The sequence below is a fragment of the Sphingobacterium sp. SYP-B4668 genome, from assembly GCF_027627455.1.
In the GTDB taxonomy this organism is placed as follows: domain Bacteria; phylum Bacteroidota; class Bacteroidia; order Sphingobacteriales; family Sphingobacteriaceae; genus Sphingobacterium.
Genome location: NZ_CP115483.1, coordinates 3,765,797 through 3,792,768, shown reverse-complemented (window position 1 = coordinate 3,792,768; position 26,972 = coordinate 3,765,797). Strand labels below are relative to the sequence as shown.

General features: G+C 39.4%; 23 protein-coding genes. 13 read left to right on the top strand and 10 right to left on the bottom strand.

Features of this window, described 5'->3' with window-relative positions; all coding sequences use genetic code 11:
* The first annotated feature begins 10 nt into the window (after positions 1–10).
* Complete coding sequence (locus OQ289_RS15610; RefSeq protein ID WP_270087780.1) at positions 11–1,522, top strand: sulfatase family protein; 1,512 nt, start codon at positions 11–13, stop codon at positions 1,520–1,522.
* A 283-nt stretch (positions 1,523–1,805) separates the two neighbouring features.
* The gene (locus tag OQ289_RS15605) at positions 1,806–3,209 is read left to right on the top strand and encodes a Gfo/Idh/MocA family protein (protein ID WP_270087779.1); all 1,404 of its coding nucleotides are present in this window, start codon (positions 1,806–1,808) and stop codon (positions 3,207–3,209) included.
* An 89-nt stretch (positions 3,210–3,298) separates the two neighbouring features.
* Here the strand turns inward: OQ289_RS15605 and purH are convergent, their stop codons facing one another.
* Complete coding sequence (gene purH, locus OQ289_RS15600; protein ID WP_270087778.1) at positions 3,299–4,825, bottom strand: bifunctional phosphoribosylaminoimidazolecarboxamide formyltransferase/IMP cyclohydrolase; 1,527 nt, start codon at positions 4,823–4,825, stop codon at positions 3,299–3,301.
* Between the two features lie 70 nt (positions 4,826–4,895).
* A complete protein-coding gene (purN, locus tag OQ289_RS15595; RefSeq protein WP_033563131.1) occupies positions 4,896–5,471 on the bottom strand; it encodes a phosphoribosylglycinamide formyltransferase in 576 nt (191 codons plus the stop codon).
* Between the two features lie 267 nt (positions 5,472–5,738).
* On the opposite strand from purN, the gene OQ289_RS15590 reads away from it, so the two are divergent.
* Complete coding sequence (locus tag OQ289_RS15590; RefSeq protein ID WP_270087777.1) at positions 5,739–6,221, top strand: TlpA family protein disulfide reductase; 483 nt, start codon at positions 5,739–5,741, stop codon at positions 6,219–6,221.
* A 1-nt stretch (position 6,222) separates the two neighbouring features.
* Here the strand turns inward: OQ289_RS15590 and OQ289_RS15585 are convergent, their stop codons facing one another.
* The 4 genes from OQ289_RS15585 to OQ289_RS15570 form a co-directional block, all read right to left on the bottom strand.
* Entirely contained in the window at positions 6,223–7,692 is a 1,470-nt protein-coding gene (locus OQ289_RS15585; RefSeq protein ID WP_270087776.1) for a serine hydrolase, read from the bottom strand.
* A 135-nt stretch (positions 7,693–7,827) separates the two neighbouring features.
* Positions 7,828–8,571: a LytR/AlgR family response regulator transcription factor gene (locus OQ289_RS15580; RefSeq protein ID WP_270087775.1), complete on the bottom strand. Its 744-nt coding sequence runs from the start codon at positions 8,569–8,571 to the stop codon at positions 7,828–7,830.
* The gene (locus OQ289_RS15575; protein ID WP_033563127.1) at positions 8,564–9,607 is read right to left on the bottom strand and encodes a sensor histidine kinase; all 1,044 of its coding nucleotides are present in this window, start codon (positions 9,605–9,607) and stop codon (positions 8,564–8,566) included. Before OQ289_RS15575 ends, OQ289_RS15580 begins: the two co-directional genes overlap by 8 nt.
* Before the next feature lie 11 nt (positions 9,608–9,618).
* Positions 9,619–10,494 carry a LiaF transmembrane domain-containing protein gene (locus OQ289_RS15570; protein WP_270087774.1) on the bottom strand — a complete coding sequence of 292 codons (876 nt, stop codon included), beginning with the start codon at positions 10,492–10,494 and terminating at the stop codon, positions 9,619–9,621.
* A 274-nt stretch (positions 10,495–10,768) separates the two neighbouring features.
* Between OQ289_RS15570 and OQ289_RS15565 the strand changes: the two genes are divergently transcribed.
* The 10 genes from OQ289_RS15565 to OQ289_RS15520 all read left to right on the top strand — a co-directional run bounded on the left by OQ289_RS15565 (position 10,769) and on the right by OQ289_RS15520 (position 21,930).
* Complete coding sequence (locus tag OQ289_RS15565) at positions 10,769–11,107, top strand: DUF3276 family protein (protein WP_033563126.1); 339 nt, start codon at positions 10,769–10,771, stop codon at positions 11,105–11,107.
* Between the two features lie 231 nt (positions 11,108–11,338).
* Positions 11,339–13,471, top strand: coding sequence for a S9 family peptidase (locus OQ289_RS15560; RefSeq protein ID WP_270087773.1), 2,133 nt, complete (start codon positions 11,339–11,341; stop codon positions 13,469–13,471).
* A 160-nt stretch (positions 13,472–13,631) separates the two neighbouring features.
* Positions 13,632–14,417: a beta-carotene 15,15'-monooxygenase gene (locus OQ289_RS15555; RefSeq protein WP_270087772.1), complete on the top strand. Its 786-nt coding sequence runs from the start codon at positions 13,632–13,634 to the stop codon at positions 14,415–14,417.
* 15 nt (positions 14,418–14,432) lie between these two features.
* Positions 14,433–15,584 carry a 1-deoxy-D-xylulose-5-phosphate reductoisomerase gene (locus tag OQ289_RS15550; protein WP_270087771.1) on the top strand — a complete coding sequence of 384 codons (1,152 nt, stop codon included), beginning with the start codon at positions 14,433–14,435 and terminating at the stop codon, positions 15,582–15,584.
* Positions 15,585–15,614: 30 nt separating this feature from the next.
* Positions 15,615–16,940, top strand: a complete 1,326-nt coding sequence (gene rseP / locus OQ289_RS15545) for an RIP metalloprotease RseP (protein WP_033563122.1) — start codon at positions 15,615–15,617, stop codon at positions 16,938–16,940.
* Positions 16,941–17,121: 181 nt separating this feature from the next.
* Entirely contained in the window at positions 17,122–17,322 is a 201-nt protein-coding gene (locus OQ289_RS15540) for a YwbE family protein (protein ID WP_033563121.1), read from the top strand.
* 248 nt (positions 17,323–17,570) lie between these two features.
* Entirely contained in the window at positions 17,571–18,668 is a 1,098-nt protein-coding gene (gene carA, locus OQ289_RS15535; protein WP_033563120.1) for a glutamine-hydrolyzing carbamoyl-phosphate synthase small subunit, read from the top strand.
* Positions 18,669–18,804: 136 nt separating this feature from the next.
* On the top strand, positions 18,805–19,722 hold the full coding sequence (locus OQ289_RS15530) for a hypothetical protein (RefSeq protein WP_270087770.1): 918 nt from the start codon (positions 18,805–18,807) through the stop codon (positions 19,720–19,722).
* A 339-nt stretch (positions 19,723–20,061) separates the two neighbouring features.
* Positions 20,062–21,363: a phosphopyruvate hydratase gene (eno, locus tag OQ289_RS15525; RefSeq protein WP_270087769.1), complete on the top strand. Its 1,302-nt coding sequence runs from the start codon at positions 20,062–20,064 to the stop codon at positions 21,361–21,363.
* 264 nt (positions 21,364–21,627) lie between these two features.
* Positions 21,628–21,930: a septum formation initiator family protein gene (locus tag OQ289_RS15520; RefSeq protein WP_270087768.1), complete on the top strand. Its 303-nt coding sequence runs from the start codon at positions 21,628–21,630 to the stop codon at positions 21,928–21,930.
* Positions 21,931–22,206: 276 nt separating this feature from the next.
* On the opposite strand, the gene OQ289_RS15515 is transcribed toward OQ289_RS15520, so the two are convergent.
* The 4 genes from OQ289_RS15515 to clpP all read right to left on the bottom strand — a co-directional run bounded on the left by OQ289_RS15515 (position 22,207) and on the right by clpP (position 26,912).
* Complete coding sequence (locus tag OQ289_RS15515; protein ID WP_270087767.1) at positions 22,207–23,571, bottom strand: pyridoxal-phosphate dependent enzyme; 1,365 nt, start codon at positions 23,569–23,571, stop codon at positions 22,207–22,209.
* 46 nt (positions 23,572–23,617) lie between these two features.
* Entirely contained in the window at positions 23,618–24,433 is an 816-nt protein-coding gene (locus OQ289_RS15510; RefSeq protein WP_270087766.1) for an AMP nucleosidase, read from the bottom strand.
* Positions 24,434–24,962: 529 nt separating this feature from the next.
* Positions 24,963–26,213, bottom strand: a complete 1,251-nt coding sequence (clpX, locus tag OQ289_RS15505) for an ATP-dependent Clp protease ATP-binding subunit ClpX (RefSeq protein WP_270087765.1) — start codon at positions 26,211–26,213, stop codon at positions 24,963–24,965.
* Complete coding sequence (clpP, locus tag OQ289_RS15500; protein ID WP_033563113.1) at positions 26,214–26,912, bottom strand: ATP-dependent Clp endopeptidase proteolytic subunit ClpP; 699 nt, start codon at positions 26,910–26,912, stop codon at positions 26,214–26,216. It lies immediately after the preceding gene.
* Positions 26,913–26,972: the final 60 nt, after the last annotated feature.

Below are 26,972 nucleotides of genomic sequence, written 5' to 3'. Positions count from 1 at the left end.
TGACATACCAATGAAAAAAATTATTTTGCTGATGCTCCTATTGGGAGTGATGATGGGTACTTATGGACAGAAAAAACCTAATATCGTAATTATTATATCGGACGATCATGCTTATCAGGCAATAGGAGCTTATCAACCAGCACTTAAAAATACACCCAATCTGGATAAACTTGCCGCAGAAGGCGCTATTTTTTCAAAAGCTTATGTATCGAACTCTATATGTGGGCCGAGCAGGGCTGTACTGTTGACTGGAAAATATAGCCATAAGAATGGCTTTAAAGACAATGAGACTTCTACGTTTGATTTTAGTCAGGACTCGTTCATTAAACAATTGACTAACTCTGGATACAAAACTAGTTGGATTGGCAAAATACATTTGGGGTATAAATTGGAAGGCTTCACCGATTATGACATTTTAGTCGGACAAGGGCATTACTTCAATCCTGATTTTATTTCACCCGATGGACGGCATCGTCAACAAGGATATGTGTCCGATATAGTAACCGACAAGGCAATCGATTGGATGAAGGAACACCGAGATCAACCCTTTTGTGTAGTCATCGGCCACAAAGCTACACATCGAACTTGGATGCCTGACCCGCAAGACTTTGGAGTCAACGACGAAGAGGAGTTTGAATTGCCAGAAACATTTTACGATGATTATCGGACTCGCGAGGCAGCAAAGCTACAAGAAATGAGTATTGACAAGGATATGCAGATGGGCTATGATTTAAAAATGTATCCTACTGTGGCGGATATGAGAAAGGATGGAAATTTTGCACGTATGGATGATGAACAATTTCAGAAATATATTGAATATTACCGTCCTATATATGATGATCTCCAAAAAAGAAAACTTAAGGGAAAGGAGTTGGCGGAATGGAAGTATCGAAGATATATGATTGATTATCAGAATACGGCCCGATCCATGGATCGGAATATTGGTCGGGTGACAGATTATCTTCGCGATAGTGGACTGGAAGACAATACGCTTGTTATCTATCTATCAGATCAAGGGTTTTACATGGGCGAGCACGGTTGGTTCGATAAAAGATGGATGTACGAAGAGTCTTTCCGTACCCCGATGATTGCTAAAATGCCGACACTAATCAAAGCCCACAGTCGTATCGATCAACAGGTCATGAATGTCGACATCGCCCCCACCTTATTACAAATTGCTCAAGTAGATGTGCCTCAGGATATGCAGGGTAAATCTTTCTTGCCCCTATTGCGAGGTGACAAGAAGAAGATTCGGGATGTATTGTACTACCACTACTACGAGAAAGGTGAGCATGCTGTGTCTCCACATTTCGGAATCAGTGACGGAAGGTATAAGTTGATCCGATTGTACCATAAAGTCGAAGGATGGGAATTTTATGATCTTAAGGCTGATCCACAGGAGATGATAAATCGATACGAAGACCCTAAGTTTAAAAAACAAATTGAGAAAATGAAAGCTAAGCTAGTATTGGAAATCAAAAAAGTGGATGATAAGGAAGCGCTAGAGCTGTTAGATAAATAAGTGGAAAGAAGTCAACGATTGGATTAGGTGTAGACGGAGTATACTATAGAACCAATTTTGGAATTGACGGAAGTTAATTGATTGTTAGTTCTAATGAGATGTGTGATGTGCTGATTTTTTTGTGATTTATAACATAAAAGTTGGACAATCGATTGCATACTGTATCTACTTGCCAGTGCTTCTATTTATGTTTATTATTGTAGTTGAGATGATTGTGATTTGTGTCTTAACATTCATTATGTCAGCTTTTTATAAACTAAATAACCTAAAAAAAGCATATTTTATGAGTACTAAAAGAAGAGATTTTCTAAAGGCAGCAGGTCTGACAAGTCTAGGGATATTAGGCGGTGGGCTGATGGTTAGAGCGGATCATGTTAGCGATTCTATTGAAACCACTAGGATACAAAGCGGTCGTCAAAAATTCAATATGTGCGGATATCGCGCCCCGAAGATTGATAAAGTGAGAATAGGTTTTATAGGGGTGGGAAATCGTGGTTCGGGTGCCGTGTACCGAATGAACCACATTGATGGGGTAGAGATTAAGGCGATTGCAGATATTCGTCGAAATGTAGCCGAAAAATCTCTAAAGAACGTGTCCGGACCAGCCCCTACAATATATGCTGATAAGGAAGATGAATGGAAGAAGCTATGTGATCGGGACGACATCGATTTGGTATACATCTGTACTCCTTGGCACTTGCATACACCAATGGCAGTCTATGCGATGAAGGCTGGGAAGCATGTTGCGATTGAAGTGCCAGCAGCGACTACTATGGAAGAATGTTGGCAATTGGTAGAGACTTCAGAAGCAACGAAGAAGCACTGTATGATGTTGGAAAATTGCTGCTATGATTTCTTTGAGTTGATGACATTAAATATGGCAAGGCAGGGTGTTTTTGGCGAAATATTACATGGAGAAGGGGCTTATATTCATGATTTATTGAACGATAACTTTGGTAAAACTTCTTATTACGACATGTGGCGTTTGAAAGAAAACTACAGAGATGGAAATCTATATCCTACCCATGGGCTTGGTCCCGTATGTCAGATTATGGGAGTGAATCGGGGTGATCAGATGGATTATCTAACATCGATGTCCGGTAATGATTTCAGCATGTCAGCTAAAGCAAAGGAATTGGCGGCGAAGGATGATTTTTATCAACAATTTGCCAACAAAGGTTTCAGGGGTAATATGAATACGACCACTATCCGTACGCATAAAGGTCGTACGATAATGTTGCAACATGATGTGTCTAGCCCTCGGCCATACTCACGTATCCACATTGTCAGTGGAACGAAAGGATACGCGCAGAAGTGGCCTGAACCTGGTAAGATTGCCTTTGGTCACGATTGGATTTCTGCTGATGAAATGAAAAAGTTGGAGGAGCAATATACACCGGAGATTGTTCTTAAAGTGGGGGAGATGGCGAAGAAGGTTGGCGGTCATGGTGGTATGGATTTTATGATGGACTGGCGGCTAGTCGATTGTCTTCGCAATGGGCTTTCTTTGGACCAGGATGTCTATGATGCTGCGCTGTGGAGTGCTATAGCCCCGTTGAGTGAAAAATCAGTTAAAAATAGGTCAAATTCAGTGGATGTTCCAGACTTTACAAGAGGAGCGTGGAAAAGCAATCCGTTGTTAGAATTGACACTTAAAGGAGGCGGTAGTACCGGCGTGAAGGCCTAACTCCTTTTGGCAATCTGTCGTGAATAACACAAAAGCCTCGGAACATGACATTCCGAGGCTTTTGCTTGTTGTATCAACCTGTAAGCAGATTAGTGTTTGAAATGGCGTACACCGGTAGTTACCATTGCGATTCCCTTCTGATTGGCCATATCGATGGACAATTGATCCTTGATAGATCCACCAGGTTGAAGAACAGCTGCAATGCCTGCTTCCGAAGCAATCTCTACACAGTCTGGGAAAGGAAAGAAAGCGTCAGACGCCATAGCACAACCGTTTAAATCAAAACCAAATGATTTTGCTTTGTCGATTGCTTGCTTAAGCGCGTCGACACGCGATGTCTGCCCAACCCCTGAAGCTAATAATTGTCCTGCTTTGGCGAAGACAATCGTATTGGATTTGGTATGTTTTACAATTTTATTAGCAAAATAAAGATCGTTTAATTGTGCTTCAGTAGGAACCGTATTGGTCACTGAAGTCATTTGATCTGGGCTCTCAACTGTATTGTCTTTATCTTGTTGAATCACACCATTCAATAATGTCTTGAATTGTTGACTCGGTAATTGGACTTCTTTACGAACTAATATAATTCGGTTTTTCTTCGCTGTAAGGATCGCCACGGCTTCTTCTGAATAAGATGGAGCAATCAGTACTTCAAAAAACAAATTGTTTATTTCTTGCGCTGTCTCACCATCTACTTCGCGGTTGGTGATTAGTACCCCTCCAAATGCAGATACTGGGTCACAAGCAAGTGCGTCTAGCCAAGCCTGTTTGACTGTAGGGCGTGATGCGACACCACAGGCATTGGTGTGCTTTAAGATAGCAAACGTGGGCTCTTCAAATTCATCGATAATAGCGACTGCGGCATCAACGTCTACAAGGTTGTTGTAAGACAATTCTTTACCATTCAATTTGTCAAACATTGCATTCAAATCACCATAGAAAACCCCTTTTTGATGTGGATTTTCCCCGTAGCGCAATACTTGTGCGGTCTGTTGGGATTGTTTGAAGACATCTAATGGTTCTTCTTCATTGAAATAATTGAAGATGGCTGTGTCATAATGTGAAGAAGTATTAAATGCCTTTTTAGCGAATGATTTACGTTGTTCTAATGTTGTTGTACCTTCTTGTGACGCTAAAATTTGCGCTAACTCTTGATAGTCATTCTTGGAAGATAGGATAACGACATCGTTGAAATTCTTCGCTGCCGCGCGAATAAGAGAAATCCCGCCGATATCAATTTTCTCAATGATATCTTGTTCAGAGGCACCCGAAGCTAGGGTTTCCTCGAATGGGTAAAGATCCACAATAACCAAATCAATTTCTGGAATCTCGTATTGTGCTAATTGTTGTTGGTCGCTTTCCAATGGGCGTCTGGCAAGGATGCCCCCGAATACTTTAGGATGTAGGGTCTTCACTCGACCACCCAATATGGAAGGATAGCTGGTCAGGTCTTCTACAGGAACAACGTCGATTCCTAAATCCTTGATGAATGCCTCAGTCCCTCCTGTGGAGTAGAAAGTGACACCATATTTGTGGAGTAGCTGAATTAGAGGTGCTAAATTGTCTTTGTAGTATACTGACACTAAAGCATTTTTAATCTTTACAGGATGGCTCATTATCTATTTGTTTGGAGCCGCAAAGATACAAATTATTACAAAATGTTCAAGGGTCTATTTTTCGTAAAAATCAATTGTATTTTTTCAATAGATTCTCTATGACTTTAGGGTAATGTAAGTGTTCCAATTGCTGCCCTTTGAATTTGATAATTTCCAATGTATCTTCTGGTTCCACTTTGAAACGAGCTTGATAGATAATTTCACCCTCATCGAAATGCTCATTGGCGAAATGGATAGTAACTCCATGTTCACTTTCTTTTGCTGCTAGCACGGCTTTATGAACACGATCTCCATACATCCCTTTGCCACCGTACTTTGGTAAGAGCGCTGGATGTATGTTAATGATTTTATTAGGGAACGCTTTTAATAGATTGTCGGGTACCAACCATAGAAATCCGGCTAGGACGATTAAATCTATTTCTAGGTTTTTTAAAAGTTTAACAACATCATCGGTCTGGAAAAAATCCTGTTTGTCAAAAACATGCGAGGGAATCTCAAAGTTGTCAGCGCGTTGTAACACATAAGACTCTGGATTATTACTGAGTACCAGGGCCACCTCTGCTGTATCTGAATATTTAAAGTGCTCCATTATTTTTTGAGCATTTGAACCTGAACCTGAAGCAAAAATAGCAATTCGTTTTTTCACAGACTTTCTTCTTTTTTGAATAATGATAAACTAAAATTAGCCAAATTTACTTATTTTTTTGTTAAGATATTGTAATATGTGGCAAGAAAGCGTATATGGCCTATAGTATCAGTAAATCTAATAATAAATGAGAGAATTCAATGTTGTCAACACTTGCGTATAATTATTGTATCTTTAAAGCTTAAGTAATTGCCTCGACTGGAGTTGCCTTGGTCTTGTAATACTTAGCGAGATATACTGGAGTAATCTTTTAATAATAATATCACTATGAAGTACTTGTATACGACGTGTATAGCATTAATGGTCATGTTGAACGCTCTTGGACAACAAGCACCAGTCACTATCCCTGCATTCACTTTTTACAGCGTGCAAGATGCGCAACCTTATAATCCGGATAAATTACCAACAACAGGGTATATCATCTTCAATTACTATGATCCGGGATGTGGGCATTGTCAAAAAATGGCCTCGGGCATAGCTAAAAATTACAGCCGATTTTCGAATTCGACTATTTATTTCATCTCTATTAATGATAAGCCTTATGTCGAAGGATTCATAGAAATGTACATACCATCATTGAAGTCCAAGAAAAACGTGCACTTTCTGCATGATAAGGACATTACTTTTATTCCTAAATTCAACCCAACGCAGTATCCATCTCTCTATGTCTATGATGCTAAGACTAGGAAGCTCATCAAACATCTAGATGGAGAAGAGAATGTACAGAAACTACTACCGTATTTGAAATAGATTAATCCCGATGTGTCAATATATAGTCTAATAATTTGCGTGCCGTACCGTCCACGTCGTGAGCCGAATTGGAAAGCACAATTACGGCTGATTTTTCATCAGATGCAATGCCAATGAATGAGCGACTACCATTTGTGCCGCCATTATGCCAATAATAGGTAATGCCTTCCAGCATATTAACATGCCAAGCTAGACCTAAATCGGTATCCGGTTGAAGGAAAAAAGTAAATTGTTTGGTTTGGGCCATCGCCTTTTCTGTATCTGTCTCAGGCATCTTGAACTGGGATTTTGCAAATTGCAGAAGATCATTGATGCTTGATTTCAATGCACCGGCGCCAGCCAAGGAGCTAAAATTCCATGTGGGTACTTGCTCACCTTTGGTATTGTATACCTGTAAAAGCTGATTGTTTTTGGGGTCAACCTTGTCGAGGGTTGCAGTGAGGCCAAGAGGTGTAGTAATGAGCTCTTGTATATTTTGACTATATGATTTCTTTGTGATGACGGTAATCAGATCACCCAACAATCCAAATCCCAGATTGCTATATTCGTATTTTTCGCCTACAGCCGAAGTAGCTTTATAAAGCTTTAAATAAGCATACAGTGCAACACGGTCGTAATCTTTATAAGGGTCTAGAGCGCTGTAACCTTTTGTGGTTGTCAGGTTGTCTGGAAGACGTGGTAATCCTGAAGTGTGATTAGCTAGGGATTTGAGTGTGATCTTTTGCAGATCAGTATTACTCTTCAGTGAGTCTGGTAGGTATTTGGTGATAGGGTCATCCAATGATAATAGTCCCTTTAGACTCAAATCTGCCAATAAAGTAGCCGTGAATACTTTTGTAATGGAACCTATTTCATATTGAGAGTCTTGGTTTGGAAGGGTGGTATTACCCTTTGCTGTCTCTCCAAAGAAATAGGTTTTTACCTGATTGTTTTTGATCAGACCAATGGATAAGGATGCTGTATGAGGGTCTTTTAGATAAACCTTAGCGACGGAGTCGGTAAAGAAATCCAATGGCGAGGTTATTGCAATGACTTCCGAAGTCTGTTCGTTTGTCGCTCCATCCACCTCCTCGTTGACGTCAGCTATGCGTTCGCTTTTAGGGTAGGGCTTGATTAAAAGCGTATTGTAGTGCAAGGTTTCATCAACAACCAATAGTAGCTGCATAGGGCCATCTGAATAATCCAGGCGATAGGCCCCGATTCCACTTTCAAAACTTTCCAGCGTAGCGGACTTGATTCTTCCTTTTGGGAAAATACTCTCTGAGAGGATACTTGCCAATTTGCTATGGGTGATTGCTTTTTTAAAGCTATCATCTGCCATATTATAGATAGAGTCTATTTGTTGGCTGTTCAGAAAGAATTCAATTTTATTGAAGGCAGCCTTATTTTGCTGTTCGTTGGTATTTGATTGTTGCGCGGTAAGCGAATTTGAAATCAGCGCAATCAGTAAGAGTGGTATGTATTTTATCATTGCAGATACAAACTTAGATAAAGTTGGTTTTAAATGCAAGATTGCCGATTCAGCTTCTCCAAAAATAAATTCGCTTTCCTAATATATGTGTATATAAGGGAAAGCGAATGTAGATATTTATCAGATGCGTAGGAATTACATCCCTATGGTCTGCTTCAGACGAGCATATCCTGATTTGCTTACGTTGATTTTGTCTCCAGACACTAGCGTAGCAATATAGTTTTCTTTTTCTAAAGGTTCGATTTTAGACAATTGGTCCACTCTTATCATAAAAGAACGGTGTACGCGGATGAAGTTTTTAGGGTCAAGTTGTTTCTCAAAAGAGGACATGGTTTTGTTTTTTAGAAACATACCGTCTTTGGTGTGTATTTTGACATAGTCATCGTAGGCCTCCAAAAAGATGACTTGTTGTACAGGAATAATCTTGATTTGTGCTCCATTCTTAACAACGATACGTTCCAAATTTTGCTCTTCGGCCTCTATAGATTCCGTTATCTTGGCTGGTGTCGAATTTGGCAGAGCTTGTTGGTAACCTGTGCCAAATTTGAGAATAGCTTGATCAAATCGGGGTCTACTGATTGGTTTGAGTAGGTAATCAATGGCATTTTTCTCAAAAGCTTTAATTGCAAATTCGTCAAATGCCGTTGTAAAAATAAGTTGGGGTTGCTCGTCGAGGATTTCAAGTAACTCGAAGCCATTCAACTTGGGCATCTGTATGTCTAAAAATACTAAGTCAGGTTTATGAATTTGTATGGCTTTGATTCCCTCAAAACCATCATTGCATTCGGCCACAACCTCATAATCTGGGTGGTGTTGTAGATACTCCGAAATGATGGATCGGGCAAGAGGCTCGTCATCGATAATTATAGTCTTAATCATATTGAGGGATTTTTAGGGTGGATATGAAGCTTTTTGCGATTGTCTCAGTTGTAAGCAAGTCCGTACGACCAAATATTAAGAATAGTCTTCGTTGCACACTGCTGAGCCCAAATCCTGTTCCTTTTGTATTTTCAAATTGGTCATTTTCTATGGGGTTGGTAATCCTAATCCAAAGTAAATGGTCAACAAAGGAGACTTCTACTTTAATCAATACCTCGCCTGTGATATTATAGAGACCAAATTTTATGGCATTCTCTAAAAGAGGTTGGATAATCATAGTGGGTAGTTTTTTATCAGAGAGCTCTTCAGGAAAGGTTACTTCTGTATTAAGCCGATGGCCAAACCTGACTTTTTCAATGTCCAGATAGAGTTGTAAGTGTGAGAGTTCATCTTTTAAGGAAATGAGACTCAAGTTATCTTTTCGCAAAGTGCCTCGCAAAAAATCTGACAATTGAAAAGTCATCTCTCGGGCTTGATCGGGTTTGCTACCGATTAAAGCGATAATAGAATTGAGACTATTGAATAAAAAATGAGGTTGGAGTTGTTGCCGGAGATTGTAGAGTTCGGCTTCTCTAACCATTTTTTCTGACTCCTCTTTTCGTTTCTTATTTTCTTCATACTCTTCCTGTATGTTCCAGACAATTTGTAATATAGCTATGCTAAATAAGACTAGAAAATTAATGAGTATACGATAGGGGATGCTAAAATCAAAATAAAGCAGTTCTTGATCTGTAAAGATCTGCAACATTGAAAATCGGCTAATGGTGATGCCTAATGCAACGACAACAAGCCCAGTAATCGATAGGCGTAGCATTTGTCCTCTTTTGGGTAGGAAAAAATTGATGGTGCTGGAGAGGATGTAACAACAAAGGGTGATGCTCAATGCACTGATTCCGGCATCATAAAGTGCCACATCTTTGGATACTCCTGTCCAGAGAAGTAGTCCGAAGATGACGCAAAAATATAGTACACATATAGTCCAAGCCGATAGATGAATCAGATAGTTTTTGTTGGTGGGTAACTTGAAAATCAACATAAATGGATTGTCTATGCGTTTTTAAGTGTGATTCCTCCAAACAGAGTAGTTCCAGTTATATAGATACGTTTGCTCGGGTCCATAGCTGCACCCGAAGGGTAGCGTCGATCGTCTACGTCGCCCAAAAGCGAAGAGATGTCCGAAGAGGCTTGCCAGTGGCTAGGAAGAATAATCTGGGTGCTGCCAAACAATTGAAACACATCTATTACAACAGGTTGCTGTAAGTCTGCCTGTAATAGATTGATTTCTACCGAGCCGAATATATTGGATACCCTTCCACCTAGAAATGTTTTAGATAAGATTAATTTTTTCATCGAACTGAATGCCGAATTGACGTTCAGATAGTTTTCTGATTGATAACTATAGTTTCCATAATTAGGTTGCCCCGTACTTTGCTGATACGAGGACTGATAATTTGGATCTTGATTTGGTCCTGCTTCACCTAGATTGGATTCCGGAGAGGGGGATGCAGGATCTTCTACACGTTTGTCCCAATCATAGTCATCCTTGTAGGGTGGGATGGGCGGGATTTGATTATTGTTATGTCTGGTAATCAGAAAAAAGCCAACTATAATAATTCCAAGAGGAAAGATTACTCCACCAATAGGCAAGTGGGTTATTTCTCTGAAAAGAAACAAAACACCCAAAATCAATAAGACTATAGAAGCTTTTTGCTCAAATTTAGAGTTTACACCAATTACCAAACCGACAATTATCAGAATCATGGGCCAACTGAAAAGCCAATCTGGGAATAGTATGCCGAAGTCAAGATTTCTAAGCAAGAGCAACAGACCACCTAAGATAACGATAGCGCCAATTATATTTCGCTTATTATTATGTTGTGGTGGCATGTTGAATGGATCCGAATGTTGTGTTTTATCTTTCATCTGTTTTATTTGTTTATCATGTTTGATAGATCAAATGTATTGCTAATATAAGGACTGCAAAATATTATTTAGGTCACATGTTTCAAAAACTCGGTAAAGCTCGCTTTTTTATCGGTGAATTCTTCTTGTCGCATCATCTTTCTGGTCGAAAAAAAAGGCTTAATGTATCGAGTAATAAAAAAAATCAGTTTTTTTCGTTAGAAAATTTGGAGAAAAGAATATAATTATTATATATTTATGACGGAAAATGGAACTTAAACTTAAATAGTTAATAATGGGAGATTTTGAAAACAAAGAGCGCGAAGAGGTATTTTCAAAAAAAGTGAGAGCGGGAAAACGTACTTATTTTTTTGATGTAAAGGCGACTCGTTCAGACGATTATTACGTGACGATCACCGAGAGTAAGAAGCGTTTTGAAGATGGGCAGTTTATCAAACACAAGATTTTCTTGTACAAAGAGGATTTTGAGAAATTTGCTGAGGGATTGAAGGATGTGGTTGAGTACATCAAGTCAAATCAGGAAGTTGTTGAGAAACGCTATGAACCTAATTTCGAGGATGCAGGTTATAGCGAAGATAATAAAGTTGCTCAAAGAGACGATTTTTCATTCTAAGGTGTGTCTAGCCTAGAATAAGAGCCACTATTCCCATAGTGGCTTTTTTCTGTATAATACGGACCTGCACATAACTAAAAGAAATTCTTAGGATCTTTTCTAAGCTGTTTGTCACAGTATATCAGTTTAGATTTTTTATAAACTTGTTACAGAAGCGGGTTGTTAAAGTATGAGTTAATATACTATTTTCGAGTTTTTAATTTTTTGAGTGAAGCCCAAATTCTATTTTAAATGAAAGTAAGAAGATATAGCATAGTATTTTTTGGCCTTTTTTTGCTTTTTAGCCAAAGCAGTGATGCACAGACCCAGCGCCTGAGCTTTGAACAGGCATGGGGAAGACAGCCATCTATTACCCAGTCAATCGGTAATTTTATGCAAGGTTGGGCGGATGGTGATCATTACCTGGAGTTTGATCCTGCTGTCCAAAGAACCTATCAAGTGGACGTTAGAACGGGTGATAGGGCGCCGTATAATCCTCCGAAAGCTGTCGGTACTGCAGTGTATATAAAGGACAATGATGTTGTTATTAGATACATCGATGGAACCTCTAAAAGATTGACCAGCTCCCCTGATGTAGAAGAGCAAAATCCTACCTTGTCTCCAAATGGACAGTATGTAGCCTTTACTCGGAAAAGCAATTTATATGCAGTAGATATAACCTCAGGGAAAGAGATCCAGTATACGACGGACGGGACGGATGTTATCTATAATGGATATTCGTCATGGGTATATTATGAAGAAATTCTTGGTCGATCTACCAATTATAAAGCCTTTTGGTGGTCTCCAGATAGTAAAAGGTTAGCCTTTATGCGATTTGATGATACAGAGGTCCCCATGTTTCCAATATATGTTTCTAAAGGGCAACATGGCTACTTAGAAGAGACACGATATCCAAAGGCGGGTGACAGAAATCCACTTGTTAAAGTAGGAATTGTTAAATCTGAAGGAGGAGCGGTAATATGGGCAGATTTCAATGAGCAAGATGATCAATATTTTGGACAGCCTTATTGGGCTTTTGATAGTCAGAATATAATGGTGCAGTGGATGAATAGAGGCCAAGAAAACCTGAAGTTTTATCAGGTGGATCCTTTGGATGGGGCCAAAATAGAAATATACGATGAAAAGCAGCCTTCATGGATTAATCTTGATCATGACGAACGTATTACTTATTTGGCGGATAATAAACATTATATACTCAAATCGGACAAGACAGGATGGGCTCACTACTATTTATATACACTTGATGGTAAATTAATCAATGCCATGACCTCAGGAAATTGGCAGGTAACGGGTATTGCTCATATAGATGAGAAAGAAAAGATATTGTATTTAACGGCACGTAAAGAAAACTCGGCGACAGTTGATTTATACAGAGTGGATTTCTCTGGAAAGAACTTTAAAAGATTGACCTTTGGTGATTATACCCATCAAGTATCCGTTTCTCCCAACGGCAAGCACTTCATTACCACATACTCCAATGTAAGTACGCCTCCTAAGGTATCTCTATTGACAACTACTGGTAAGAAGGTAAAGGAATTGGCAGATAGTAAAAGTCCGGATTTTGAAACGTATAAAATTGGGAAAACCGAATACTTTACAATACCATCAGAGGATGGTAAATATCAATTGCCTGTCATCATTACCTATCCGACAGATTTTGATGAGACAAAAGAGTATCCTGTCATTATGAGTATATATGGAGGGCCAGATGCCGGTTCTGTTAAAAATACATGGAAAGGGATGGGCGCTCAGTATTGGGCAAACGAAGGAGTCATACAGATTACCGCGGATCACCGTGCTTCTGGTCACTTTGGTAAACAAGGAGTGGCACTCATGCACCGCAACCTTGGCCATTGGGAGTTAATTGACTATATAACGGTAGCCAAGTGGTTTAAAGCTAAGCCTTGGGTGCGTAAAAATAAGCTGTTGATTACAGGGCATAGCTATGGCGGCTATATGACCTGTCTGGCTTTGACAAAAGGCGCTGACTATTTTGATTATGGGATTGCAGGTGCACCCGTGACCGGCTGGGAGCTATACGATACTCATTATACGGAGCGATGGATGGATACTCCTCAGGAGAATCCAGATGGGTATAGGGATGGTTCGGTGCTGACATACGTTGATCAATACAAGGGTGTGTTGCGCATTATGCATGGTGATATGGACGATAATGTACATATGCAGAATACTATACAGCTTGTGGATAAGCTGACCGATAGGGACAAACCATTTGAACTCATGATCTACCCTGGAAGCCGTCACGGTTTTGATAAATCTAAAAGTAAATATGATTTTAAAGAGCGTGTAAGGTTCTATTACCAATATTTATTGGAAAAGCCAGTTCCTCAGGATTTTAAATAGTCTAATGTAGGTCTTGAAGGTAGAAGAGGCTTTGGATTTCAATGTTCAAAGCCTCTTTGTCGTTCAGGATCGACAATTCTGTATTTTTTAGGTAAAAACGGGCCGAAAATATTGATGTGCACAAAAATAAATCACATCTTTGCGTAATTCTATGAGTTCGATGATTCAATTTTTAAAAGAGAGCACATTTGCTGTTAACGAAGTGTTTGCAAAGTCTGTGGCTATTCTGAAAAATAATTATTTTTCAGTTGCGGGCTTGTGTTTTTTACTATTCGTTACCTCCAATTTGTCCAGTACACTTGCAAGTTATATCCGGGAGTACAATCAAGTATTGAGTGGGTTTATGGCATTTGTATTTATGGTTTTCTATTTTGGGGTGAATCTGACCTTGTTCAAATACATCATGGAGATAATTGACAAGGAAGACAAAGCGAAATTGTCATCGTCTATTCCAACGACCAAAGAGCTTGCGTTTTTCTTCACTTCTATGTTTTTGATCATTGGGGCCTCGGTTGTGCTCCTGTTGATTATTTCTCTAATTTGTTGGCCGGTGATCTATATCACAAAAGAGGTGAGCACGATGGCAAGTGTCGTTTTGGTAATTTCTGCTATATTGACATTTTTGTTTATCATCCGTGTTGCTTTTTATCCGTTTTTCATTATGGATAAACATGCAAATGCCTATCGATCTATATTGTTGAGTCTTGCGTTGACCAAAGGTAATGTAACCAAGCTTTTGTTAATCATGTCTTGTTTTGCCTTGTTACATGTATTGCAGGTATATTTCAATTTTGCAGGTTATACTTTTTTTTCTATATTTTTAAGCGTTATCAATTCATTCTTGGTGGTGCCGTTGTCCAGTATTGTAGTGACAGTTGCGTATAGAAACATGATGGGAGATTACCGTGGTGGAGAAAATCCACATATTTTGAAGAATATCATTTAAGAAGAATTAAGGAAATTGAAGTATAAAAATATAGCCATATTAGGCTCCACTGGTAGTGTTGGAACACAGGCGCTAGAGGTCATTGCGTCTTTTCCTGAACGGTTAAAGGCTACAGTGTTGACCGCAGGGTCCAATTCCGATTTGTTGATTGAACAAGCTTTGATGTTCAAACCGCAGAGCGTGGTCATTGTGGACCCGAGTAAATATCTCAAGGTGAAAGAGGCTCTCCAAGCGCTTCCTATAGAGGTTAAAGCAGGTGAGGAAGCTCTGGTGGAGGTGGTCCAGCGCACTGATATTGAAATTGTGTTGAATGCAATTGTAGGCTCTGCCGGACTCCGCTCTACTATAGAAGCAATTCAGCATGGAAAGGATATCGCTCTTGCAAATAAGGAAACACTTGTGGTAGCAGGTGAACTCGTCATGGGACTCGTAAGAAAACATGGTGTCAAGATGTTACCCGTAGACTCCGAGCACTCAGCCATCTTTCAGTGTTTGGCGGGGGAAGAACATAACCCGATTGAAAAAATATATTTGACGGCTTCAGGAGGACCATTTAGAGGTAGAAGTTTGGATTTTCTCAAATCCGCTACCAAGCATCAAGCATTGAAGCATCCCAATTGGGTAATGGGAGCCAAGATTACAATCGATTCGGCTTCTTTGATGAATAAAGGTTTGGAAGTAATAGAAGCGAAATGGCTTTTTGATTTGGAAGTCGATCAAGTGGACGTTATAGTCCATCCACAATCGATTGTCCATTCCTTGGTTCAATTTCAAGATGGATCGATGAAAGCGCAGATGGGTGTGCCTGACATGAAGCTTCCCATACAATATGCTCTTACCTATCCTGACCGATGGGCGAATAGCTTTGAGAGATTTGATTTCGCCAATTTTTCAACGCTTACATTTGAACCCGCTGATACAAAAACATTTCGTAATTTGGCAATCGCTTATGAAGCTTTGCGTAGGGGGGGGATAAGTCCATGTGTCATGAATGCCGCGAATGAGGTTGTCGTGGCTGCTTTTCTGGAAGAGAAGGTGTCTTTTTTAGGGATGAGTGAAATCATAGAACAGACATTGACACAAGTATCGCATATTACAACTCCGACGTTGTCAGATTATCTGGCAGCGGATCAAGAGAGCCGGAAAATAGCAAAAGGATTGATTTAAGAATTAAACGTTAAAGAACTAGAAAGTTAAATGGGAGTTTTAATAATGATTGGACAGGTTGTATTAGGCCTGTCGATTTTAATTGTCTTGCATGAGTTGGGACATTTTTTGGCCGCTCGTGCTTTTGGAATAAAAGTCGAAAAATTTTATTTGTTTTTTGACGCCTGGGGTGTCAAGCTTTTCAAGTTCAATTTTAAGGGATGTGAATATGGTATTGGTTGGTTGCCATTAGGGGGATATGTAAAGATTGCAGGTATGATTGATGAATCAATGGATACTGAACAATTGAAAGGTGATCCCCAACCATGGGAATTTCGGTCCAAGCCAGCTTGGCAGCGTTTAATCGTGATGCTCGGTGGTATTATAGTCAATATTGTTGTCGGTGTAGTCGTGTATTGGATGTTGGCGTTTAGCCAAGGTGAGACGAATTTTGATAATCAAAAATTGGTGAATGGGGTAGTTCCAGGTATCATAGGCAAAGAGATTGGCATTCAAACTGGAGATAAGATTATAGCTATAGACGGTCAAAAAGTCGTATACTTTAGAGAATTATTGAGTTCAAAGGTCTTGATGGGAAATACCAATCTTACCATTGAAAGAAACGGGGAACTGAAAGATATCCATGTACCTGCCGATATCTTGAATGCAGTAGCGGATCATAAAGTAGCTGAATTTGTACAGATTCGAACTAAAATGACGTCAGTGGTACAGGTCGTCAAAGGATCTGAAGCTGATAAAATGGGCTTGGAGAAAGGAGATAGTATCATTAATGTAAATGGTACACCTGTTCACTTTTTTGATGAGTTCAAAGGAGCGATTGCTCAACTGGCTTCTAAACCGGTGGAGCTCACCGTAATCAGAGATGGTAAGGAGGAGACGTTGAAGGGTAAAGTAGATACGGATGGTACATTGGGTTTTGGGTTTAATTTTGATTACTCGCTCCCTGTCGTGACGACTGAATACACGTTGGCTGAGGCTTTTCCGGTAGGAGCAAAGCAGGCATTTTCAGTAATTACAGATAATATCAAAGGGTTTGGGAAGATTTTTAAGGGTGAAATAAGGGCCGATAAGGCACTTTCTGGACCTGTAGGCATTGCGACAATGTTCGGGACAGAAGTGGATTGGGTGCGGTTCTGGAGTCTAGTAGGGATGCTTTCTATGGCACTCGCCTTCATGAATTTACTTCCTATACCGGCTCTAGATGGTGGTCATGTTATCTTCCTGCTTGTGGAGATGATACAAGGAAAACCATTGAGTGAAAAGTTTTTGGAGAAGGCACAGATGATTGGGTTTTTCATTCTTTTGGCATTGATGGTTTTTGTGTTTGGGAATGATATTTTTAAGTTGTTTAAATAATAGTTTGCGCTCTCATAGTCTGTGCCCCAATATGTGGGGGTAGTAGATGTGAAAGTGATGGATAGATATTTCGGTAGGGGATGCTCATCAGTGAGAATTCCAGAAAAAAGCAATAAATTTGTTTATTAAATCTTTAGAAGGTCTTTCTTATGAGAGACCTTCTTCCTTAAATTATATACATATGGACGGAACGAATCGTGCTAATATTAGACCTGGGGTGCTGGTTAATATTATTCTGAAAAAAGACCAACGGTCTGGAGTACTGACGGAGGGAATTGTAAAAGATATCTTGACGTCCTCTTCATATCATTCTAGAGGTATTAAAGTTCGATTGACAGATGGACAGGTGGGGCGCGTGACAGAGGTGATAGACGAGGATTAGTTCTTTTATAGGGAGCATGTTGAAAACTTATTAAAATTTTTATATGATTTTAATGAATAATATGTACCTTTGTCCCTCGTGAAAATTGAAGTAAATCTATTCAAGGTGAGCGCAAAAGACAGCAATGTTTTCATTGATGGATATTTTGTTAATTGATATGTAGCCCGTTTAGGGCTTTTTTTGTGTCTTATCAGAAAATTTACGGAGAGAGAGAAGAGCTTAAACATTCAAAATAATAAAAGTTAATAATGACCAACTACAGCAAATTGCCTGCAATTTTAGTTTTAGAAGACGGTACTGTTTATCACGGTAAAGCGGCTGGTAAAATAGGAACGACCACTGGGGAGATCTGTTTCAATACCGGCACTACTGGATATCAAGAAATTTTTACCGATCCTTCTTATTTTGGACAGATCATGGTGACTACCAATGCCCATATTGGGAACTATGGTATCGCCACTGAAGAATCTGAGTCTGAACAAATACAGATTGCGGGGTTGGTATGTAAAAACTATAATATTAATTATAGCCGTAAAATGGCAGACTCGTCTATCCAGAATTACTTTGAGGAGGAGAATCTTGTCGGTATTTCAGATATCGATACCCGTTCATTGGTGAGACATATCCGCAGCAAAGGTGCTATGAACGCGATTATCTCTTCTGAAAATCTAGATGCAGAATCACTTAAAGCGCAATTGGCACAGGTGCCTTCTATGGATGGATTGGAATTGTCTTCTAAAGTCACCACCAAAGAACCATATTTCTATGGCGATGAGGATGCTCCAACTCGCATTGCCGTGTTAGATCTTGGTATCAAACGTAACATTCTACGAAATTTTGATCACCGTCAGGTATATGCCAAGGTATTTCCTGCAAAGACTACATTTGCAGAAATGGAATCTTGGAAACCGGACGGGTATTTTATTTCTAATGGGCCTGGTGATCCGTCGGCAATGGCTTATGCCATCGATACGGTAAAGCAAATTGTTGATGCAGAGAAGCCAATGTTTGGAATATGCTTAGGTCATCAAATCTTGGCTTTGGCTAATGGTATCCGTACTAGTAAGATGCACAATGGGCACCGTGGAATCAATCACCCTGTTAAAAATATCGTTGCCAACAGATGTGAAATTACATCCCAGAACCACGGATTTGGAGTGGTAGCAGAGGATATCAAAAATTCGGATAAAGTAGAAATTACTCACGTGAACTTGAACGACGAGTCCATCGAAGGGATTCGCCTGAAGGGCAAGAAGGCATTCTCTGTACAATATCACCCTGAATCGTCTCCTGGTCCACATGACTCAAGGTATTTATTTGATGACTTTATTGCGATGCTTAAGTAGGTATTTAAAGTTTTAAGGAGAAAAAAGTCGAACAATCCAGATTGTTCGACTTTTTTATTTCAGGGGGGTAACATTTTAAAGAAATGGTGTATATGATGATACAAACTAAGTATTCACTATTACTAAAAACAATGTTATGAAAAATTTATTTTTACTGCTGACTTTGATAATTGTCTTGGGATCATGTAAGAGGGATCCAATAGACTATAATGAATTGGCCTTGTCTCCACAAGAATTCGCTGCTAAGTATGCTATTCGAGGAGAGAATTTTACAGGTAAAGCACAGGATGGATTTGCTATTCAGGGGAAAAAAGGCACAAAAGTTAAATTTCCTGTAGACGCATTTCTAGATGAAAACAATAATCCTGTTTCGGGAGATGTGTCGGTGCATCTTGTTGAGTTACTTTCTAAATCGGACGTCTTGTTCTCGGGTAAGATGACAGAATCTGAAGGTGCATTATTGGTGTCTGGGGGGCAGGTTTTGATTCAAGCGACACAGGCAGGCAAGGTCTTGCGTCGGAATCCTTCCAAGTATATAGAGGTAAATGTACCTACGACTTTCAGTGAAGAACCGATGGACCTGTTTGTGTATGAAAAGATTGAAACAGGTGATAGTACTTGGGCATGGGTTGAAGGTAAACCTAGGCAGCCGCAGAATAACTATTATACATTCGATCTTCCTGGGTTTGGATGGATCAATTGTGATTATTTTTATAATAATCCCTCGCCTAAGACCACTATAACAGCCAATTTCAATCCCAACGGCAGTGGTTACAATGGAGCCGCAATATTGTCACAGAGTATTATGCTAGTTTTTAAAGATGAAAATATCATTGTTTCCCTGCCTTATTCAAATAGTGTCCATCATTATCAATCGTACTTAAATTCGCTGCCAATAGGAAAATCAGTGTACATGGTGGCTATTGCATTCGATAACAGAAATAGAACTTACTTTGGTACGCGGTCAACGGTAGTTGCTGAAAATATGCATGTAGATATCCCTGTAAATCCTGCTACGCAACAAGATATAGACCAATTTCTCGAGCAGTTGTAAGTATTGAAATAAATTGCGAAGGCGATGTCGCATTAACAAGATGGAACTCGTCTTATAGGTAGGTCATAATGAGGTTTATGATTTAAAATGGTAATCAATGTTAAAGCAAGATAGCTAGCTATCTTGCTTTTTTTTGAATCGGAGTCAGTAGAGGTGGGACTATTAGAAGCTTCTTGGCTGCCCGTTAGTTTTTCGTGAAGGTTTTATCGTAAATACTTTTAATAACCGCTTCTTTTACTTATATTTGATTGTGTATATGTAGCAAAATCATTAATGTGTATTTTGTACACTTACATGATTAGTGTTATAAGATAATCATACAACCAGAAAACAATAACAATGAGTTTAATTATTGATGTTAGAGCGCGTCAGATTTTGGATTCGCGCGGTAATCCTACGATTGAAGTAGATGTAACTACACAGAATGGTTTTACAGGCCGTGCAGCGGTACCTTCGGGGGCTTCTACTGGAGCGCACGAGGCTGTAGAATTACGTGATGGTGACAAGAAAAAATATTTGGGTAAAGGAGTCTTGAAAGCTGTTGAAAATGTTAATACCAAAATTGCGAAAGCATTAGAAGGTGTTGATGTATTTGAGCAAAATGCTATTGACAAGATTATGATTGATCTTGACGGTACAGAGAATAAAGGTAAATTGGGCGCTAATGCTATTCTTGGTGTTTCCCTGGCTGTTGCTAAGGCCGCAGCTCAGGAAAGTGGACAACCACTTTACCGTTATGTAGGTGGAGTAAATGCTAACACTTTACCAATCCCGATGATGAATATCATTAATGGCGGGTCTCACTCTGACGCGCCTATTGCATTCCAAGAGTTTATGATTATGCCTGTGGGTGCTCCTACTTTTTCAGAAGCGTTGCGTTGGGGTACCGAGGTATTCCACAGTTTGAAGAAAATTCTGCACGATAGAGGTTTATCTACTGCCGTAGGTGATGAAGGTGGATTTGCTCCTACATTCGATGGTACGGAAGATGCTGTAGAAACGGTTTTACAAGCGATAACTGCAGCGGGGTATAAACCAGGTAAAGATATTTATTTGGCATTAGACTGTGCTTCTTCGGAATTTTTCAAAGATGACAAGTATGACTATACTAAATTTGAAGGAAAAACAGGTGTTGTACGTACAGTAGAACAGCAGGTCGATTATCTTGTAGAGTTGACGGAAAAATATCCAATTATCTCTATTGAAGATGGTATGGCAGAAGATGACTGGAAAGGATGGAAATTATTAACTGACAAGATTGGTGACCGTGTGCAATTGGTGGGGGATGACCTTTTTGTAACGAACACTGTTCGTCTTCAACAAGGTATTGACCAACATGTCGGAAATTCTATTTTGGTAAAAGTTAATCAAATTGGTTCATTGACAGAAACAATTAATGCCGTTAGCTTGGCACAAACGAATGGCTATACTTCTGTAATGTCGCATCGTTCTGGAGAAACTGAAGATACAACGATTGCCGATTTAGCGGTTGCATTGAATTGTGGTCAGATTAAGACTGGTTCGGCTTCACGTTCGGACAGGATTGCAAAATACAATCAATTATTGCGTATTGAAGAAGAACTGGGTGCAAATGCCCGTTTCATCGGAAAAGATTTTAAATTCGCACCGAAGAAAAAATAATTATTATTCCTGTTGATAATGAAAGAGGCTATTCCGATAGCCTCTTTTTTTTTGCCTAGGAGGTATCTTACTCAAATCGAATAGCCTCGTGTGTTTGAAAAGCAACGTCTAAGCTTGTGTGTTTGTATGCATAAGGAACCTTTTTATAATTTGGGGATATTTGGATGAATGCTAATGGAAGTCGTTTCACAATGCTTCTGTTTCAAATGTTTTTTAGTTTTAAAGTATTAGGAATTAACGTTGAATTGTTTGTATTTTTGATATATGGAAAGATTCTTGTACGCTATTCGAAACAAGTATTTACTGGCAAGCGTTGCGTTTGTTGTTTGGATGCTGTTTTTTGATCGCAACGATGTAAGTACACAATATGGATATCAACGTGAGAAATCAAACCTTGAAAGAGAAAAAGTCTACTATGAAGAGGAAATAGCGAATATTAAGCAGTCTATCAAGAATGTACAAAACAACCCTAGTGAAATACAACGTATCGCTAGAGAAAAATACCAGATGAAAAGGGATCAAGAAGATGTCTATGTCATAGTAGAAAAAGTCCCAGAAGATAAATAAAAAATCGCCCGTATATGTCATATCGGGCTTTTTTTTAGCTTCTTTGACAAGAAAGGTTGTAATTGTCTGGTACAGTGTTAGGTTTAAAGAATTGAACGGAACGGCGTTATAAAATTTTCACCAAAGCTATCTAACAATCTGCAAATCGCTATTTTAAAGATTTTGGAATGCCTGTTGGTTGCAATTTAATACTATTTGACGAGGGTGGTATAGTCATGCGTTGCTTATTCCGAAACCTTAGGATTCTCGGTTCATACGAGGAGATACAAAAAAGGGTTAGCTTTCCGAAATGGCATTGATAATGTCATATTGTGTAATGATGTTGATTCTTCCATACTCATCCTCGACGAGCACAGCTTGTGTCTCTCTGTTGATAAGAGCAGATATTTTGTCTATAGAAGCATTTAGGTTGACAAAAGGAAATGGCTTGGTGCTGATGCTTTGTACTTTCGCAGACTTCAATGAAGGATTGTCAAGTAGTGCTGATAGAATATCGGATTCCGTAATTTTACCAACTACCATACCCAATTGGGTTACTGGTATTTGGGAGATATTGAGCGTCTTCATAATATTGAAGGTTTCTAAAACCGTTTGATTCACATCGGCTGTTACGATTTCTTGTGTGCTTCGTTTTTTCAAAATAGTGTTTGCGGTCAATTTTTCATCTTTTAAGAAACCTCTTTCGCGAAGCCAATCTTCGTTGTACATTTTACCCATATAACGGGAGCCATGATCATGGAATATAACGACGACAAGGTCTTGGTCTCTCAAATTGCGGCCTAGCTGCAACAGCCCTGCAACAGCTGCTCCGGCTGAATTTCCAGCAAATATACCTTCTTTACGAGCTAGCTCACGGGTCATCAATGCGGCATCTTTATCTGACACTTTTTCAAATAGATCTATCACATCGAAGTCTACATTCTGTGGTAAGAAATCTTCACCGATACCTTCGGTAATGTAGGGGTAGATTTCATTTTTATCAAAAATACCGGTTTCTTTATATTTTTTGAAGATAGAGCCATATGTATCAATACCCCATATCTTAATATTGGGATTTTGCTCTCGCAGATATTTAGCTGTGCCTGAAATGGTGCCGCCTGTGCCTACACCAACCACGAGATGTGTAATTTTTCCTTCTGTTTGTGCCCAAATCTCCGGTCCTGTAGTCTCGTAGTGTGCTTGTGCATTGGAAGGATTATCATATTGGTTGGCTTTCCATGCATTGGGGATTTCATTTTGTAATCTGCTGGATACGGAATAGTAGGAGCGAGGGTCTTGTGGGTCGACATTTGTAGGACAGACGATTACCTCTGCTCCAAATGCCCTTAAGGCATCCACTTTCTCCTTGGATTGTTTATCAGTAGTGGTAAATATACAGCGGTAACCTTTAATAACTGCAGCCATAGCGAGCCCCATACCTGTATTTCCAGATGTACCCTCAATGATGGTACCACCTGGCTTTAGCAATCCGGCCTGCTCTGCATCCTCAATCATTTTAATCGCCATCCGATCTTTGATCGAATTACCAGGGTTGGTCGTCTCAATCTTGGCAAGTATGGTTCCTTTTAGCTTGCGGGTTACTTTATTTAGTCGGACTAGGGGAGTATTGCCTATCGTCTCCAAAATGTTATTGTACCACATACCTTTCAGTTTATCTCTCTAAATACATTGTTTTGGTTCAGGATTATTAGAATTTAAGATGCTTTACGGTCAATCCGTTGTTTATCAGTTGTTTCAATGACTCTATTCCGATCATCAAATGGGTTTCTACAAATTGAGCTGTTACTGAGAGGTCACTCTCCACGGTTTTGACACCCTCTGGTATCATTGGTTGATCTGATACAAGGAGCAAAGCTCCTGTTGGTATTTTATTTGCAAATCCAACACTAAATATGGTAGCCGTCTCCATATCTACGCACATCGCACGTATGGACTTGAGGTATTTCTTAAATGATTTGTCATGTTCCCAAACCCTTCTATTGGTTGTGTATACAGTGCCAGTCCAGTAATCTCGCGAATGGTCTCGTATAGTGGTGGAAATCGCCTTTTGAAGAGCAAATGCGGGTAATGCTGGCACTTCAGCAGGGAAGTAGTCATTGGATGTGCCTTCTCCCCGAATCGCTGCTATGGGAAGTACCAAGTCTCCAATCTTATTTTTCTTCTTTAATCCACCTGCTTTACCCAAAAAAAGTGCGGCTTTAGGTGCAATGGCCGATAAAAGGTCCATAATGGTGGCTGCCATGGGGCTACCCATTCCGAAATTGATGATTGTGATACCAGCGGCGGTAACAGATTGCATTGGTTTGTCCTCACCATAGATAGGAGCGTTGTCATGCATTTCTGAAAATAGGTGGATATACTTGGAAAAGTTGGTCAATAATATATACTCACCAAATTCTTCCAATGGTCTTCCTGTATATCTTGGCAACCAATTGTGTACAATATCTTCCTTTGATTTTAGGCCAGGTGTAATTGGACTGTTCTCTTCTTTGTTTTTTTTCATCCGTAAATATTTTTAATAATGAATGCTAGCTCTCAATGTATCGTTTATCTCGTAAAACTTCGTTCTTTCATAACTCTACAATTTTTTCGTCAAGGCAGAGATGAGCTGTCTCTATCGAAAAATAACCCTTACCTGCGTGATAAAAATCAAATTTTAGATATGAACGGTTCATTTGAACTCGGGTTGTGATTTTTTACACTACCGTTTAGCCTTGCTAGCTCATCTACTTTTTTGTTTAATTTAGTTATTTCTTTTCGTACTTAATAATAATTATATATCTGACGCCGATAGATGTATTTTTGAGTATCAATGGTTTTATATTGAGATTTTATTTCAAGTTACAGATTTTTTGTGACCATTAGGTTAATATAAGGTCAAGTGATTGTTGTTGTATAATGAACATTAGGTATGATGTCCAAGTTGGGAATAATCGGGCTTGGAGATGGAATCTCTGCAGGTCAGGCTGTCTGCTTTTTTCTAGAGTAGGATTGTTGGATAAAAAAAGCCCTCTTTTTGGGAGGGCTTTTATCTAAGCGACGTGTAATTTTTTAATATCCGATTTTTCGAATTTTTGCTTGGCATAATCCAAGGTAATGTGTAAAATATTGTCGACTACTAAATCCTTTTGAGTCGGAATCTCAAACATAGCGTCAAGCATAATACCTTCACAGATGGATCGAAGACCTCGAGCTCCAAGTTTAAATTCGTCAGCTTTGTCTACAATGAATTGATAAACATCCTTGTCGAACTTCAGCTCAATACCTTCGTAGTGAAAGAGTTTTTTATATTGCTTGATCAACGCATTTTTTGGTTCCGTCAAAATGCTCAATAGCGTCTCTTTGTCTAGCGGATTCAAATAAGTCAAGACAGGAAGACGGCCAATTAATTCGGGAATTAATCCGAATGTTTTTAGATCCTGAGGCGTGATATACTTGTACAGATTGTTCATGTCAATCTCTTGGTCATCTTCACGCATCTTGTAACCTACAGTCTGTGTTCTAAGACGGTTCGCGATTTTTTTCTGTATACCATCAAATGCTCCTCCGCATATAAACAGAATGTTGCTGGTATTAACAGCAATCATTTTTTGGTCGGGATGTTTGCGACCGCCTTGTGGTGGAACATTGACTACCGTGCCTTCTAAGATTTTGAGCAATGCTTGCTGTACGCCCTCGCCTGAAACATCACGCGTAATCGAAGGGTTATCGCTTTTACGCGCTATTTTGTCAATTTCATCAATATAGATGATACCTCTCTCGGCAGAAGCCACGTCATAATCAGCTGCTTGGAGTAGACGGGTTAATATGCTTTCAACATCTTCACCCACATATCCTGCTTCTGTCAGGACTGTTGCATCAACAATACTAAAGGGGACATTGAGTATTTTGGCAACTGTCTTGGCCAATAGCGTCTTTCCTGTACCTGTTTCGCCGACAACTATGAGGTTTGATTTCTCAATTTCGATATCATCTTTCTCTACTTTCTGGTTGAGGCGCTTATAGTGATTATAAACTGCTACGGATATTACTTTTTTAGCATCGTCCTGCCCAATGACATATTGGTCCAGATGTTCTTTGATTTCAAGAGGACGAATGAGCTTTAAAGTAGTTTGTAAAGATTTGCTTTTTCGCTGTTTGAGCTCTTCGGCTAATATCTCGTTCGCCTGCATCACGCAGCGGTCACAGATATGTGCTCCATCACCGGCAATCAGCATCTGTGCATCATTTTTGCTGATGCCACAGAATGAACAGCGTGTATCTTTGTTATTGATTTTGCTCATTTATTTTATTTCTTTTTTGGAGGACAATACTTCATCCACCATACCAAATTCTTTTGCTTCAGCAGCACGCATCCAATAATCACGATCAGAAGATTTCTCTACCCATTCATATGATTGTCCAGAATGTTCGGCAATGATGGTGTAAAGCTCTTCTTTCAGCTTCAACATTTCACGTAAATTGATTTCCATGTCTGCAGCAACACCTTGTGCTCCTCCGGAAGGTTGGTGAATCATGACACGTGAGTGTTTTAAAGCTGCACGTTTTCCTTTGGCTCCTGCTACCAATAATACCGCCCCCATGGAAGCTGCTATGCCGGTACAAATAGTCGCTACATCAGGAGCGATATATTGCATGGTGTCATATATACCTAGACCTGCATATACGCTTCCTCCAGGTGAGTTGATATAGATCTGGATATCACGTTGGGCATCTGTCGACTGTAGAAATAGAAGCTGAGCCTGAATAATATTTGCGACTTGATCGGTGACAGCATCCCCCAAGAAGATAATGCGGTCCATCATCAGTCTCGAGAATACATCCATCTGGGCGACGTTCAATTGACGCTCCTCAACAATGTAGGGCGTTAAATTGGTCGGCATATTTTGTTGAACACGTGAAATAAAACTATCGACATGTTGACTTCCAATTCTATGATGCTTAATCGCGTATTTTCTGAATTCGTTTTTATCTATGTTCATAATACTTACTTTCTTTTACAGGACGAATATAAAATTATATTTTAAATGTTGTATACTTTG